The 14,024-nt window shown below is 70.8% G+C and carries 12 protein-coding genes and 1 pseudogene; 5 read left to right on the forward strand and 8 right to left on the reverse strand.

The window, feature by feature from the left end; all coding sequences use genetic code 11:
• Positions 1 to 22 precede the first annotated feature (22 nt).
• Positions 23 to 3,514, forward strand: a complete 3,492-nt coding sequence (gene cydD / locus GFH49_RS18900; RefSeq protein WP_155057250.1) for a thiol reductant ABC exporter subunit CydD — start codon at positions 23 to 25, stop codon at positions 3,512 to 3,514.
• A 275-nt stretch (positions 3,515 to 3,789) separates the two neighbouring features.
• Here cydD and GFH49_RS18905 read toward each other — a convergent pair whose 3' ends face one another.
• From GFH49_RS18905 to GFH49_RS41000, 3 genes are all read right to left on the reverse strand, one after another.
• Positions 3,790 to 4,677, reverse strand: coding sequence for a Cof-type HAD-IIB family hydrolase (locus GFH49_RS18905; RefSeq protein ID WP_196218045.1), 888 nt, complete (start codon positions 4,675 to 4,677; stop codon positions 3,790 to 3,792).
• A 95-nt stretch (positions 4,678 to 4,772) separates the two neighbouring features.
• Positions 4,773 to 5,507 carry an LLM class flavin-dependent oxidoreductase gene (locus tag GFH49_RS18910; RefSeq protein WP_230396367.1) on the reverse strand — a complete coding sequence of 245 codons (735 nt, stop codon included), beginning with the start codon at positions 5,505 to 5,507 and terminating at the stop codon, positions 4,773 to 4,775.
• Positions 5,508 to 5,515: 8 nt separating this feature from the next.
• Complete coding sequence (locus GFH49_RS41000; RefSeq protein WP_268867509.1) at positions 5,516 to 5,647, reverse strand: hypothetical protein; 132 nt, start codon at positions 5,645 to 5,647, stop codon at positions 5,516 to 5,518.
• A 40-nt stretch (positions 5,648 to 5,687) separates the two neighbouring features.
• Here GFH49_RS41000 and GFH49_RS18915 point away from each other — a divergent pair, with 40 nt between their 5' ends.
• Both GFH49_RS18915 and GFH49_RS18920 read left to right on the forward strand, forming a co-directional pair.
• A complete protein-coding gene (locus tag GFH49_RS18915; protein ID WP_155057252.1) occupies positions 5,688 to 5,999 on the forward strand; it encodes a calcium-binding protein in 312 nt (103 codons plus the stop codon).
• Positions 6,000 to 6,051: 52 nt separating this feature from the next.
• On the forward strand, positions 6,052 to 7,257 hold the full coding sequence (locus GFH49_RS18920; protein WP_155057253.1) for a hypothetical protein: 1,206 nt from the start codon (positions 6,052 to 6,054) through the stop codon (positions 7,255 to 7,257).
• 191 nt (positions 7,258 to 7,448) lie between these two features.
• Here GFH49_RS18920 and GFH49_RS18925 read toward each other — a convergent pair whose 3' ends face one another.
• Together GFH49_RS18925 and GFH49_RS18930 are read right to left on the reverse strand one after the other, a co-directional pair.
• Positions 7,449 to 8,693 carry an SWIM zinc finger family protein gene (locus GFH49_RS18925; protein WP_155057254.1) on the reverse strand — a complete coding sequence of 415 codons (1,245 nt, stop codon included), beginning with the start codon at positions 8,691 to 8,693 and terminating at the stop codon, positions 7,449 to 7,451.
• Positions 8,690 to 11,569: an SCO1167/SCO6262 family helicase gene (locus tag GFH49_RS18930; protein WP_230396368.1), complete on the reverse strand. Its 2,880-nt coding sequence runs from the start codon at positions 11,567 to 11,569 to the stop codon at positions 8,690 to 8,692. The genes GFH49_RS18925 and GFH49_RS18930 overlap by 4 nt, the downstream gene beginning before the upstream one ends.
• Positions 11,570 to 11,779: 210 nt before the next feature.
• Here GFH49_RS18930 and GFH49_RS18935 point away from each other — a divergent pair, with 210 nt between their 5' ends.
• Both GFH49_RS18935 and GFH49_RS18940 read left to right on the forward strand, forming a co-directional pair.
• Complete coding sequence (locus tag GFH49_RS18935) at positions 11,780 to 12,028, forward strand: type II toxin-antitoxin system CcdA family antitoxin (RefSeq protein WP_155057255.1); 249 nt, start codon at positions 11,780 to 11,782, stop codon at positions 12,026 to 12,028.
• Complete coding sequence (locus GFH49_RS18940; protein ID WP_155057256.1) at positions 12,025 to 12,426, forward strand: DNA-binding protein; 402 nt, start codon at positions 12,025 to 12,027, stop codon at positions 12,424 to 12,426. The genes GFH49_RS18935 and GFH49_RS18940 overlap by 4 nt, the downstream gene beginning before the upstream one ends.
• 51 nt (positions 12,427 to 12,477) lie before the next feature.
• Here the strand turns inward: GFH49_RS18940 and GFH49_RS18945 are convergent.
• From GFH49_RS18945 to GFH49_RS18955, 3 genes and pseudogenes are all read right to left on the reverse strand, one after another.
• Positions 12,478 to 12,714: pseudogene (locus GFH49_RS18945) on the reverse strand (LLM class flavin-dependent oxidoreductase); the annotation flags it as partial.
• 214 nt (positions 12,715 to 12,928) lie between these two features.
• Positions 12,929 to 13,387: a hypothetical protein gene (locus GFH49_RS18950; protein WP_155057257.1), complete on the reverse strand. Its 459-nt coding sequence runs from the start codon at positions 13,385 to 13,387 to the stop codon at positions 12,929 to 12,931.
• 12 nt (positions 13,388 to 13,399) lie between these two features.
• Positions 13,400 to 13,948, reverse strand: coding sequence for an RNA 2'-phosphotransferase (locus GFH49_RS18955; protein ID WP_155057258.1), 549 nt, complete (start codon positions 13,946 to 13,948; stop codon positions 13,400 to 13,402).
• Between the last annotated feature and the right edge of the window lie 76 nt (positions 13,949 to 14,024).

Below are 14,024 nucleotides of genomic sequence, written 5' to 3' on the forward strand. Positions count from 1 at the left end.
TTGGGAAGAGGGTGTGTTTCACGTGAAACCGATCGACCCGCGACTGCTTAGGTACGCCCGCGCCACCCGGCTCTTCCTGCTGGCCGTCGTCGGCCTGGGCGCTGTCGGAGCGGCGCTGGTCATCGCGCAGGCGATGCTCATCGCCGAGGTGGTGGTCGGTGCGTTCCAGCACGGGCTGTCGGTCGGTGAACTGAGCACTCCTCTGCTGCTGTTGGTGGCTGTCGCGGTCGGGCGAGCCGCTGTCGCCTGGCTCACCGAGTTGTCTGCCCATCGGGCGAGTGCGGCGGTGAAGTCGGAGCTGCGCGGGCGGTTGCTGGAGCGGGCCGGGGCGCTCGGGCCCGGCTGGCTGAGCGGGCAGCGGACCGGCTCCCTGGTCGCGCTTGCCACCCGCGGAGTGGATGCCCTCGACGACTACTTCTCGCGCTATCTACCGCAGTTGGGCCTGGCCGTCGTCGTCCCTGTCGCGGTGCTGGCCAGGATCGTGACCGAGGACTGGGTCTCTGCCGCGATCATCGTCGGCACCCTGCCTCTCATCCCGATCTTCATGGTGCTGATCGGCTGGGCCACGCAGTCCCGGATGGACCGTCAGTGGCAGCTGCTGTCCCGGCTGTCCGGGCACTTCCTGGACGTCGTCGCGGGGCTGCCCACCTTGAAGGTGTTCGGGCGGGCCAAAGCGCAGGCCGACTCGATCCGGCGCATCACCGGCGAGTACCGGCAGGCGACCATGAGTACTCTGCGGATCGCCTTTCTCTCATCCTTCGCTCTGGAATTGCTTGCCACGATCTCGGTGGCCCTGGTCGCGGTGACCATCGGCATGCGGCTCGTCCATGGCGAGATGGATCTCTACATCGGCCTGGTCATCCTGGTGCTCGCGCCCGAGGCGTATCTGCCGTTGCGACAGGTGGGGGCGCGATATCACGCGGCGGCGGAGGGTCTTGCCGCCGCCGAGGAGATCTTTGCGGTGCTTCAGACGCCGGTGCCGCCGTCGGGCACCGCTGCTGTACCGGCCGGCCCTGTGCGTTTCGACGGCGTCACGGTCCGATACCCCGGGCGGTCCGTGGACGCCGTTTCCGACGTGTCCTTCGCCGTCGAGCCCGGAGAGACAGTCGCACTCGTCGGGCCGAGCGGTGCGGGCAAGTCGACGCTGCTGCACGCCCTTCTGGGGTTCGTACGGCCCACTGAGGGGCGTGTGGCGCTCGGGGGAGTGGATCTCGCCGAAGTCGACCTGGAGGAGTGGCGGTCGCGCATCGCCTGGGTGCCGCAGCGGCCTCATCTGTACGCCGGGACGATCGCGGAGAACGTACGGCTGGCGCGTCCCGACGCGGACGACATGGACGTACTGCAAGCGCTTCGGGACGCGGGCGCCCTGGAGTTCGTGGACGCGCTGCCCCAGGGCCTGGACACCCTGCTCGGCGAGGACGGAACCGGGCTGTCCGCCGGGCAGCGGCAGCGGCTCGCGCTCGCCCGGGCGTTCCTGGCGGACCGGCCCGTGCTGCTGCTCGACGAGCCGACGGCCGCGCTGGACGGGGAGACCGAGGGCGAGATCGTGTCGGCGGTGCGCCGCCTGGCGATGGGGCGGACGGTGCTGCTGGTGGTGCACCGGCCGGCATTGCTGGCGGTCGCGGATCGAGTCGTGCGGCTGGAAGAGGCAACGGCGTACGCTCCCGTGGAGGTCACGTCCAAGGGAGCGGCGGCCCAACGCATCGAGGAAGCGGCGGCGGACGACCGCGCTGCGGAGCCGGAGACAGAGTTCTCGACGCCGGTCGGCGGCGTTCTGGCCCGTGTCCGCGCCATGGCCCGCGCCCACCGCGGACGTCTCGCACTCGCCCTGCTGCTCGGAAGCCTCGCCCTCGGCAGCGCCGTCGGGCTCATGGCCACCTCCGGGTGGCTCATCTCCCGGGCCTCGCAGCAACCGCCCGTGCTGTATCTGATGGTCGCGGTGACGGCGACGCGGGCCTTCGGGATCGGCCGCGCCGTCTTCCGGTATGCCGAGCGGCTGGTGTCGCACGACGCCGTGCTGCGGATGCTGGCCGATACGCGGGTCGCCGTGTACCGGCGACTGGAGCGGCTGGCGCCCGCCGGGCTGCGCCGGACCCGACGGGGCGACCTGCTGTCGCGGCTCGTCTCCGACGTGGACGCGCTGCAGGACTACTGGCTGCGCTGGCTGCTGCCCGCCGGTGCCGCCGTCGCCGTGTCCGCTGCCTCGGTCGGCTTCACCGCCTGGCTGCTGCCCGAGGCCGGGGCCGCTCTCGCCGTAGGGCTGCTGGCAGCCGGCGCCGGTGTCCCGCTGCTCACCGGGGCCGTCGCCCGGCGGGCGGAGCGCAGGCTGGCCCCCGCCCGAGGAGTGCTGGCCACCCGCGTGGCCGATCTGCTCACCGGCACCGCCGAGTTGACTATCGCCGGCGCGCTGCCCGCACGTACCGCCGGGGTACGGCGGGCCGACGGCACACTCACCCGGATCGCCTCCCGCGCCGCCACCGCCACCGCGCTGGGTGACGGACTCACCGCGCTCGTCTCCGGCCTGACCGTCGCAGCCACTGCCCTCGTGGGCGCCGAGGCGGTCGCCGACGGCCGCCTCGGCGGCATTGCCATGGCCGTCGTCGTCCTCACCCCGCTGGCCGCCTTCGAGGCGGTGCTCGGTATGCCGGTGGCCGTGCGGTTCCGGCAGCGGGCACGCCGGAGCGCCGAGCGCGTGTACGACGTGCTGGACGCGCCCGAGCCCGTACAAGAGCCGGAGCGGCCCCGGCAGGCGCCCGCGTCGCCGTTCCCGGTGGTCGTCAAGGGGCTGGCCGCCCGGCACCCGGGGCAGGAGCGGGACGCCCTCGCCGGCCTCGACCTGACGCTGGCGGAGGGGCGCCGGATCGCCGTGGTCGGCCCGTCCGGGTCCGGCAAGACCACCCTCGCGCAGGTGCTGCTGCGGTTCCTGGACGCGGACGCGGGCTCATACACGCTGGGCGGCGTGGACGCGGGTGCGCTGGACGGCGACGACGTACGGCGGCTGGTCGGGCTGTGTGCCCAGGACGCGCACCTCTTCGACAGCTCGGTGCGGGAGAACCTGCTGCTCGCCAGGAAGGACGCCACCGAGGGCGAACTGCGCGACGCCCTGGAGCGGGCCCGGCTGCTGGACTGGGCCGAGAGCCTGCCCGATGGGCTCGACACCCTGGTCGGCGAGCACGGGGCGCGGCTGTCCGGCGGGCAGCGGCAGCGGCTCGCGCTGGCCCGTGCGCTGCTCGCCGATTTCCCCGTCCTGGTGCTCGATGAGCCCGCCGAGCATCTCGACCTGCCGACCGCGGATGCGCTCACCGCCGATCTGCTGGCCGCCACCGAGGGCCGTACGACGCTGCTCATCACGCATCGACTGGCCGGTCTGGAGACGGTGGACGAGGTGATCGTGCTGGAGGAGGGGCGCGTGGCGCAGCGCGGCACGTATGCGGAGCTGGCCGTGGTGGAGGGGCCGCTGCGGCGGATGGCGGAGCGGGAGGCGGAGTCGGAGCTGCTGGCAGGCGTGCACTAGCCGCGTGGTGATCCGCTCGGATCTCCGTCGCACATGCACCCCGGAACGGCGGTGGTGCGACGGCGGTGTGCAGGCGCCGCATTGCGGGATCCCCCGTGCCGTGCTCCGTCCGCAGCAATGCGTCCCGCATGCGCACGACTTGAACGGGCCCGGAGCCGCAGCGGCGCGTCACGATCGCTGACATGCGCTCACCTCGTGACCGGGGCTGGGGTACGGGGGCGGGCTCCAGTGCTGACCGTGGCTCGTGTAAGAGGCGTGCGCCTGGATGACGCCCGTTACACCCGCTCCGCCAGCATCTGCTCGATCACGATCGCCACCCCGTCCTCGTTGTTGGCGACCGTCTGTCCCGACGCGGCCGCGATCACATCCGGGTGCGCATTGCCCATCGCGTACGACTGGCCCGCCCAGGTGAGCATCTCCACGTCGTTCGGCATGTCCCCGAACGCGACGACCTCCTCGTGCGAGATGCCGCGCTCGGCACAGCACAGGGCGAGCGTGCTGGCCTTGGAGACACCTGGGCCGCTGAGCTCCAGCAGGGCGCTGGGGCTGGACCGGGTGACGTTGGCACGGTCGCCGACAGCGAGACGGGCGAGGGTGAGAAAGGTGTCCGGATCGAGCTCGGGGTGGTACGCCAGGATCTTGAGCACCGGCTCATCGGCACCGGGACCGTCCGCAGCCAGCAGGTGCTCGGCCGGCGCCAGATGGTCCGGGACCTCCATGTGCAGCTTCGGGTAGTCGGGCTCCTGGTGGAAGCCGTACGTCTGCTCGACCGCGTACAGCGTGCCGGGCGCCGCGTCACGCAGCAGTCGTACGGCGTCCAGCGCGTTGTGCCTGGTCAGCTCCCGCACCTTCACGAACCGGTGGGCACCGGCGTCGCCGTGCAGGTCGACCACTGCGGCGCCGTTGCCGCAGATCGCCAGGCCGTGGCCATGGACGTGGTCGCTGACCACCTCCATCCAGCGGGCCGGGCGGCCGGTGACGAAGAAGACCTCGATGCCGGCCTCCTCGGCGGCGGCCAGAGCGGCGACCGTACGCGGGGAGACCGACTTGTCGTCGCGCAACAGAGTGCCGTCGAGATCGGTCGCGATCAGGCGCGGCGGGACAGTGGATGCCGGGGTCTCGGGCTGTCTGGTCGCTGAGGTCACCCGGCCATTCTCGCGCATATGCCTGCACGGCCGTGCGAGACTCCGCACATGTGAGTGATGACGGCTCTCGCCGCACCCTTGTGCCCACCGTGCCCCGCTGTCGTAGCGGCGGTTCAGAGCAGCTGCGCTTGCGCCTCCATGGCGATCTGCTCGAAGACCTTCTCGTCGGCGGCGAAGTCCGAGTCGGGGATGGGCCAGTGGATCACGATCTCGGTGAAGCCCAGCTCCAGGTGCCGACCCGCGAAGTCCACGAACGCGTCGAGCGACTGCAGCGGGCGGCCACGGTCCGGGGTGAAACCGCTGAGCAGGATCTTGTCCAGCCCGGACACATCACGGCCGAGGACGGCACACGCGTCGGCGAGCTTCTCCACCTGCCCACGAATGGCTTGAATCGACTGTTCAGGAGTGCCGTTCTCGTACAGCTTGGGGTCGCCGGTGGTCACCCAGGCCTGTCCGTGCCGAGCGGCGAGCCGCAGCCCGCGCGGCCCGGTGGCGGCGACTGCGAACGGCAACCGGGGCCGCTGCACACAGCCGGGGATGTTGCGCGCCTCGTGCGCCGCGTAGAAGTCGCCCTCGTAGGACACCGTGTCCTCGCTCAGCAGCCGGTCGAGCAGCAGTACGAACTCAGCGAACCGGTCGCCACGCTCGCGCGGCGTCCAAGGCTCCTGACCGAGGGCGGTGGCGTCGAAGCCGGTACCGCCGGCACCGATGCCGAGGGTGACGCGTCCGCCCGAGATGTCGTCGAGGGAGATCAGCTCCTTGGCGAGGGTCACCGGGTGCCGGAAGTTCGGCGACGTGAACTTGTGCCTTCGGGCTTCCTGGTCTGGATGGTCTCTCTGACGGCTCACGGTCGCGGTCATGTCTCGGTCAGGTCGGTGAGCGCTGCTCCCAGACCGTCATGGGTGCCGCGAGAGGGGCGGTGTCGGCCGGTGCCGCGGGCCACCAATTCGCCCTCGTCGTCCCGGAGGTGGGATACCAGCAGTGCCATGGCCGCCCGGTGTCACCCCGAGGGTCGCTAGTGTTGCCCCATGGGCATGTTGGATACGGTCGAGCTTGAGGCCATGATCGAAGAGGCGACTGTCGATGCCTACAACGAGGACGAGCAGCTGACCGGTCTGTTCACCATGCTTGAGGAGCACCTCGGCCTGCCCTTCACCACCGCGGTTCTCGGCGTCGAGGTGACCGTGGACGGCATCGACCTCACGCCGGACGGCAGGATCGTCGCTCTGTGCTCTCGCGAAGGCGTGCGGCAGTCGATTGGAATCCTGGAGTTGCCGTTGTCCAGCCCGGGGCCCGAGGGCGTGGAGTGGATCGAGGCGTACCGTCACTGGGCCGGTTGAGGCCGGGCACCTCACACCCCACGCGGGACCGGCTTGTGTGGAAGGGCTGAACGTGGCTGACGTCGTACAGGGCAGGCATCAGAGCGGCGGTGGACCGTCGCTGGCCGACCTCATCGAGCGCAGTGGCGAGTTGAAAGGGCAGCTGGTCGCCTTCGGGCAGAGCGCCCGCTTCGACCGGTGGTTGACGCCCCTCCTGCTGGAGGCTGCAGGGCCTGAGCGGCAGTTGGACGAGGGCGAGGCGATCCGGATCATTGATCACTTCATCCTGCGGTACCGCCTGCCGGACGGTTCGACCGTGGTGGACCGCTTCGTTGCTGGACGGAAGGACTTGACGGCGGTCGACCGGGAGATGCTGCTCGGCTGGCGTGACCCGGTCGAGGGCATCTTCGAGGTCCAGCGCAAGGAGAAGGACGCCGTCGTCCTGCTGAACCTGGTCGACGACCTGGAGTACCGCACGTACTCCAATGTGGGGCGGGGAGCGTTCCGTGGAGTGTCCAAGGGGAGCTTCCTGCACACCTGCCTCGTACCCCTCCACTCGGCCGGTGGGGCGTGGCTGGTGTCCGGGGCGATGTCGAGTTACCCCAAGTCCAGCGCCACCGAGATCGCCCAAGCCGCTCTCCACCTGGCCACCAGCCAGCCCGAACTGGTCTTCCGCAACCCCGTGAAGATCGAGCAGGGCTGGCAGCAGATGCGGGAGGACCGGGCCGCGTTCGTCGAGTTCTGCGGCGGCGACGAACTGGTCCTTCCGCCTGCCGAAGCCGAGGACCTCCTCAACGCCTACTACCGCCACCGCCAAGAGGCAGCCGTCGCCGGACAGCCCGACCGTGCCCGGGGCAGGCGGCTACCCGGCCTGGACCTGCCCTTCTTCGAGCTACCGGGAGAACTGGCGGAGTCGGACAGCATCGGTGTCATCTACGACGAGGCCGACGGGCTCAACTTCTACGCGGACTACGGAATGTTGCGGGAACTCTTCGCGAACCCGGCGCTCGCGGGCCGCAGGCGGCACCAGGACCTGTTGCGCACGTACCTGCGCGAGGAGTCGATCGCGCCGCTGCCGATCCGCCGACTGGCCGCCGCGTACCCGGAGACAGCCGACGCGGTGTTCCGGACGCTGCTGCGGAAGCCCGGATTCACCTGGAGCGAGCACGGTGAGGCGCTGCTACGCCGACGCAAGCCCTGGTACTACGCGAACGAACCCCTCCCCGGTGTCTCCGTGATCGGCGACCACCTCAGCGCGCTCCTCACCGGCCGTCGGTAGTCACCGTTCACGCGGCAGCGACCGCTCGCACCACTGCGCCGCTGCCCCGGACGGCGGCAGGGACGATCCGCCAGCGGCAGCGATCAGCGTTCGCGAGTTGCCCCACCTGTGGATGGGAAGGATTACGGTGCTCAGTCGCATGCCTACGACCCTATGTTCTGGTGACTGCGAGCAATGCTGAGGGATTTGTACTACATCCCGGTGCGCTGCCAGATCGCGGTGAGCGCGGCAACGGGGTCGGTGTCGGCCGGTGCCGCCGGCCACCATTGGCCGTCGTCGTCCTGGAGGTAGGGGTACCAGCGGGCGTCGGGCCCCAGGCGCAGCTGGATGCAGTGGTCGGGGAGGGTGAGGCGGTTGCGCCAGGCCCTGAGACGGACGGGGGTGTCGGTCATCTCGGCGAGGGCCGTGGTCAGGGCGGTACGGGCTGCTGTCATAGCCGACGGTTCCGGGCTGTGGGGCTGTTCAGTGACGGTGATGCCGGTGGGGCCGCCGTGGCGCCAGGCGCGCGTGAGACGGGCGAAGGAGGTGGGGTTGGCGCCGGTGTTCTGGATCAGGTGGTGGAACCACTCGGGGCCGGGGCCGCTCGCGGCGATGCGTACGGCGTCCTGGTGCTGGGTCAGGTGCAGGGTGGTGGCGTCGCCCGACAACAGCCGTGCCGCGCGGGCCGAGACATCGGTCATCAGGCGCTCCAGGTCCGCGCCGACCAGACCGCTGCCGGTCGGTGGGGGGACCGGCAGCGCGGTGTCGTGGGCGGACGGTTCGGGCAGGTCGGGCCACCCCGGGGTGCGCTCGGCCAGGGCGGTCCACGCGGCGTAGGCGCCGGCCGCGTGGACACCGGCCGGAGCGGGCGGGGCGTCCGTGGTCCGGCCCGCTGTCCGGCGTGCGCGCAGTTCTGTCAGGACGTCGTCCCGTCCGCGGCCCCGCAGCGCGAACAGCACGAACGGGTCGTCGTCGATGGTGGCGGCGATGGCGTAGCAGAGCGCGGCAGCGTGTTTACAGGGATGGCCCCAGTCGGGGCAGGAGCATTCGGGGTCGAGCTCGGTGGGTCGCGGGAGCAGGGGGACGCCGGCGTGGCGGGCGTCGTCGATGAGCTCCGCGGGCATCTCACCGTCGAGTAGTGCCGCGAGATGCCCGGCTCGGGCCGCGATGGTGTCGAGAAGGGTGTGCCACTGGGCGTCGGTGAGGACGGGCAGGTGGACGGCGGAGCGGTACGGGCGCGGACGGCTGCCCTGGACGGCGGCCCTGACCTCGCCGGGGGCGACGGTGACCGCGCCGACCATGCCCTGGCGGGCGTAGGTGCGTCCGCGGGACAGCCGCCCCGAGTCCAGGGTGGAGTCCTCCAGGGCCGTCACCCATGCCTGGCCCCACCACGTCGCCGCGAAGGCACGCCTGCCGCGGCCGGGTGCACGGCGAGGGCCGGGGACGGACGGGCTCATGACTGCCTCCCCAGGGCGACGAGTTCGGCGAGGTCGGCGTCGGACAGTTCGGTCAGCGCGGCCTCGCCGGAGCCGACGACGGCGTCGGCGAGCGCCCGCTTGGATTCCAGCAGTTTCGCCACCCTGTCCTCCACGGTGCCTTCGGCGATGAGCTTGTGGACCTGGACGGGCTTGTCCTGGCCGATGCGGTAGGCGCGGTCGGTGGCCTGGTCCTCGACGGCAGGGTTCCACCAGCGGTCGTAGTGCACGACGTGGGTGGCGCGGGTGAGGTTGAGGCCGGTGCCGGCCGCCTTCAACGACAGCAGGAACACCGGCACTTCGCCTCGCTGGAAGCGTTCCACCATCTCCTCGCGTGCGGTGACGGGCGTGCCGCCGTGCAGGAAGAGGGTGGGCATGCCTCGCTCCGCGAGATGTCTCTCCAGCAGAGCCGCCATCTGCTTGTACTGGGTGAAGACCAGCACCGACTCGCCCTCGGCGGTGATGGTGTCGACGAGTTCGTCGAGGAGGTCGAGTTTGCCCGAGCGGCCGTGCAGGGGTGTGGACTGGCGCAAGTACTGGGCGGGGTGGTTGCAGATCTGCTTCAGCGCGGTGAGGAGCTTGAGAATCAGTCCGCGGCGGGCGATGCCGTCGGCTTCGGCGATCTTCGCCATGGTCTCGCGGACCACAGCCTCGTACAGACTCGCCTGCTCGGCGGTGAGCGGGACGACGCGGTCGGTCTCGGTCTTGGCGGGCAGTTCGGGTGCGATGCCCGGGTCGGACTTCCGGCGGCGCAGCAGGAACGGGCGGACGAGGCGGGACAGCCGTTCGGCGGCCTGTGCGTCCTCGCCCGACTCGATCGCGCGGGCGTGGCGGTCGCGGAAGGCGGCGAGGGGGCCGAGGAGTCCGGGGGTGGTCCAGTCGAGGAGCGCCCACAGCTCGGAGAGGTTGTTCTCCACGGGGGTGCCGGTGAGGGCGACGCGGGCGCGGGCGGGCAGGGCGCGCAGTTCGCGGGCGGTGACGGCGTAGGGGTTCTTGACGTGCTGTGCCTCGTCGGCGGCGATCAGCGACCAAGCGTTCTCGGCGAGGGCATCGCGGTCGCGGCGCAGGACACCGTAGGTGACCAGGACGATCTCGTCCCCGGCCAGGTCCTTCAGGTGGCGGTCGCCGCCGTGGTAGCGGCGTACGGGGGTGGCGGGCGCGAATCTGGCGGCCTCGCGCTGCCAGTTGCCGAGCAGGGAGGTGGGGCAGACGACGAGGGTGGGGCCCGCGGTGGTGGGGTCGGTCTGGCGGTGCAGGTGCAGGGCGAGCAGGGTGATGGTCTTGCCCAGGCCCATGTCATCGGCGAGGCAGCCGCCGAGGCCGAGCTCGCACATCTCCGCCAGCCAGGCCAGACCCCGCTTCTGGTAGTCGCGCAGCGTGGCCTTCAGAGCGGCGGGCTGGGTGGCGGGAGTACGGGACTCGGGCTCACGGATACGAGCGACCAGGTCGCCGAGCGCCCCGACCGCAGCACAGGTGATCGTCTCCCCGTCCCGCTCCACCTCGCCGGTCAGCGCGGCACCCAGGGCCTCGATGGGAGTGAGCGATTCCATCCGGCGGCGTCGGGCGCGGGCCACCAGCTTCGGGTCGGCGACCACCCACTGGTCGCGCAGCCTGACGAGGGGACGGCGTGCCTCGGCGAGGACATCCATCTCGGCCTCGGTGAGCGGCTCACCGCCGAGCGAGAGCTGCCAACGGAAGTCGAGGAGGGCGTCGGCGTCGAGCAGACCACCGGCACTGGAGCCGGGCGCGGTGCGCTGCCCGATCTCGGCAGTCGCGCTGAGCGCCTTGACCAGCTCGCGCGGCCAGTGCACGTCGATACCGGCGGCGCGCAGCGTGTCGGTGGCGTCGCCCAGCAGGTCGAACGCCTCGTCGTCGGTCAGCCGCAGCTGGTCCGGCGCGGCGCCCTTCAGCAGCCGGTCGAGTGGAGGCCAGACGCGGGCGCCGCGGCGCAGTGCGAGCAGCGTCTCGGTCTCGGCGCGAGGGCCGAGGAGGCGCTCGGTCTCGGACGGCTCGTTCCACAGCCGTGCGGCCTCTACGACGAGCGCCGGATCCGCCGCGGTGTGCAACTGCAGAACGGCCCGGAACTGCCGGCGCCGCCCCTCGGGCAGGTCGACACGCAGCGAGACGCCGATGTCGGCGGTGAACGCGGCGGCGGTCTCCTCGGCCCACTCGCGTAGGACGGGCACGGCACGCGCCTCGCGCCAGGCGTACGGCAGCGCCCCCATCGCGAGCGGCGCGGCCGGAGTACGGACCAGGTCATCCGCGACCGCGTCGCAGAACTGGCGTACCAGCGCGACCGGTTCCGCGATGCGCAGTGGAGCCGGGCCGGGTTCGGGCAGGCAGTGGGCGTGGGGTGGGAAGGCGGCGCCGAGGGCGTCCAGCGTCTGCCGCTGTACGGCGGTGAGGGGACCCGCCTGCCACGTGTCGTAGCCGGCGTCGGTGAGGGCCGGATGGAGACGGCCGTCGGCGAGCAGCCGCAGCGCGAAGCGGGAGGCGGCTTGCCAGGCCGCGGCGGACGGATGCGCCGGCCGGGCGTCGGCCAGGGCGGCGACAGCGACGGCGGCGGGCAGCGCATAGCCCTCGACTCTGCGGCGTCGGACCGACCGGCCGTGCGGCAGTACCAGTTCCACCGACTCGGATTCGATGCCCTCGGGCACTGTGCCGTCTGCCGCCGCTGCCCCGGTGGGCTTCCAGAGCAGCAGCCGTCCGAGGCGGGCGGGTTCGCCGGGCAGGAACACCGCCGCCCAGCCGCCGTCGAGCAGGGCGACCGCGAAGGCGGTTGCCTCCGGTGTGGCGAGCGGTGGCGTGATCCTCGTGCTGGTGCGTGGTTCTCGTACGACGACCCGTGCCACGCCCATTCGCTCCATCGTGTTCCAGGCGGCCCTCACCGCGTCCCGCTCACCAAGCAGGCCCATCATGGCGGGTCGGCGCAGCCTTGCTCAAACCCGGATGTCGGCGGCCGTTCCCTTTCGGCAAGCATGGCCCCGGTGTGGCTGGCAGGGTGCGCTCGCGTGCGGACGTGTGGCGAGCGACACGACCCGGGGCGCATATCGCAGTATGCTCGGGTCATGGCGGACACCACGCGTATCACTGTGACGCTGCCGAGCGAGCAGGTCGCCGAGCTCAGGAAGCTCACCGACAACGTCTCCGGCTATGTCGCCGAGGCGGTGGCGCGGCAACTGCGGCACCAACTGCTCGGTGCCGACCTGCGGCGTCACCAGGAGGAGCACGGGGCCTTCACCGAGGAGGAGTTGGCGGAGGCGCGCTCCAGGATCTTTGGGACGACGGGTACGGGCGGATCGGCCAGCGCGGCGTGAAAGAGCATGTCGAGACGGTCGTACTGGACTCCCAGGGGCTTTCTGCCTGGATCGCCCAGGACCGCAAGATCCTCGCGATGTTCCAGGTGTTCCATGCCGTGGGTGCCGATTTCGTCATCGGTGCCAACACCATTGTGGAAGTCAGCCATGCGCGGGTGAACATGCCTCGGCTGCGGTGGGCGCTCTCCCGAGTCAAGATCGAGCCGGTGACCGAGGACGCGGCGAAGGCGTCCGCGGAACTGCTCAAGGCCGCCGGTCTGCACGGCCACAAGTACGCGATCGACGCGACCGTGGCCGAGGTGGCCCTGCGTCAGCCCGGCCCAGTGGTCATGGTGACCTCCGACGTCGACGACATGGCCCGGTTGTGTGGCGACCGTGTCCGGCTCATCGGTATCTGAGACGGGCAGCTGTGACAGCTTACCGAAAGAAATCTTCGCAGGTCAGCCTGCGATAGGCGAAAAAGCCTTGACTGACGTGACGAGCGTGCCCAATCGAATACTCTGCGTAGCCGTTGCTGCTGCGGTCAACGTGGGAACGGCCCCGAGCCAAGGGCCGTCCCGGAAGGTGCGCCAGGACAGGTGGTCGTAGGTGTAGGCCGCGTGAAAGCCGAGGTCTTCGGCACGCCGCCAGTGCTGGTGTCCCTCGCTCCAGCGGTGGATGGGAAGGATTACCGTGCTCAGTCGCATACCGTGACCCTACGCTCCAGTGACTGCGAGCAACCCGAGCACCAGCCCTACCGGCCGGGGACGAGACCTGGAGCCGCGTGTCAGCCGCAACTGATCGGCGCGCTGCCATGCCGAACGGTCGCCTTTGCGTCAGCGGCGCTAAGGGAGGATCGCAGTGCTCAGACGCAGACTCGGGGCCGAGCGTAAGCGGCCGAGCGGGTTTCACGTGAAACGGTCACCGTACGCGGCTGCTCAGCCACGGAGTAAGGATGATCATCTTTGTCCACTCCTTGTGCACGCGGTCTCCGGGCAGCGGCACGACCAGGCGATAGCCGGGCGGGAAGCGGCGCGCGGTGACGTACGCGAGCCCACCGAAGACGGAGCGGAGAAAGGCGGGGACGTCGTCCCGCGGGATGTCCGGGCATTCGACGCCCTCGACCGTGATCAGTGCGTCGTCCTCGGGATAGAGGCGGACGCTCACCCGGGGCGAGCCGCCGAACTCGACGTATGCCTCATGGGGCAGGGAGCCGTCCGGGTCGGTGGTGGCGCCTATGCCCGCAGCCGTGCGGCGCGAGGTCTGGTCGGCGCCGATGTCATGGCTCACTTCGATCTCGCGGGCGTGCTCGGCGGCGATCTCCCGGAGGGCGGTGACGGCGGCCTCGGTGGTGGGGAAGTGGTCCATACCACTGATCATGCCGGAGAGAGTTCAGTGCCGCTCCGGGAACCTCAGGTACTGCGGTGGTACGGCCTTCGTCAGCCACACCCCGTTCGCGCTGACGTGGAAGACATGTCCGTCGCGGTGCATGGCGGCTGCGTCGACGGACAGGACGACGGGCCGGCCTCGGCGGGCGCCGACGCGGGTCGCGGTCTCGCGGTCGGGTGAGAGGTGCACGTCATGCCGGTTCATGGGTCGCAGGCCCTCGGCTCGGATGGCGTCCAGGCTGCGGGCCACGGTGCCGTGGTAGAGGTACGGCGGCGGGGTGGCCGGGGACAGCCCGAGGTCCACCTCCACGCTGTGGCCCTGGCTGGCGCGGATCCGCGAGCCGTCGACCGCGAAGCGCTTCTTGTCGTTGGCGGCGACCACATGGTCCAGTTCCTCCCGTGTGAAGCGGAAGCCGTGTGCGGCTGCCGCGGCCATCAGCGTGTCGATCTCGACCCAGCCGCCCTCGTCGAGCACGAGCCCGATCCGCTCGGGCTGATGGCGCAGATGCTTTGAGAGGTACTTCGACACCTTCACGGTGCGTCTTTCATCCATGCCCTCAGGGTGCCGCGAGAGACATGGATCACGCGAATGAATTGCTGTTGGATGTTTGATCCACAACCAAGTCATG

The organism is Streptomyces blattellae (assembly GCF_009709555.1).
GTDB classification, from domain to species: domain Bacteria; phylum Actinomycetota; class Actinomycetes; order Streptomycetales; family Streptomycetaceae; genus Streptomyces; species Streptomyces blattellae.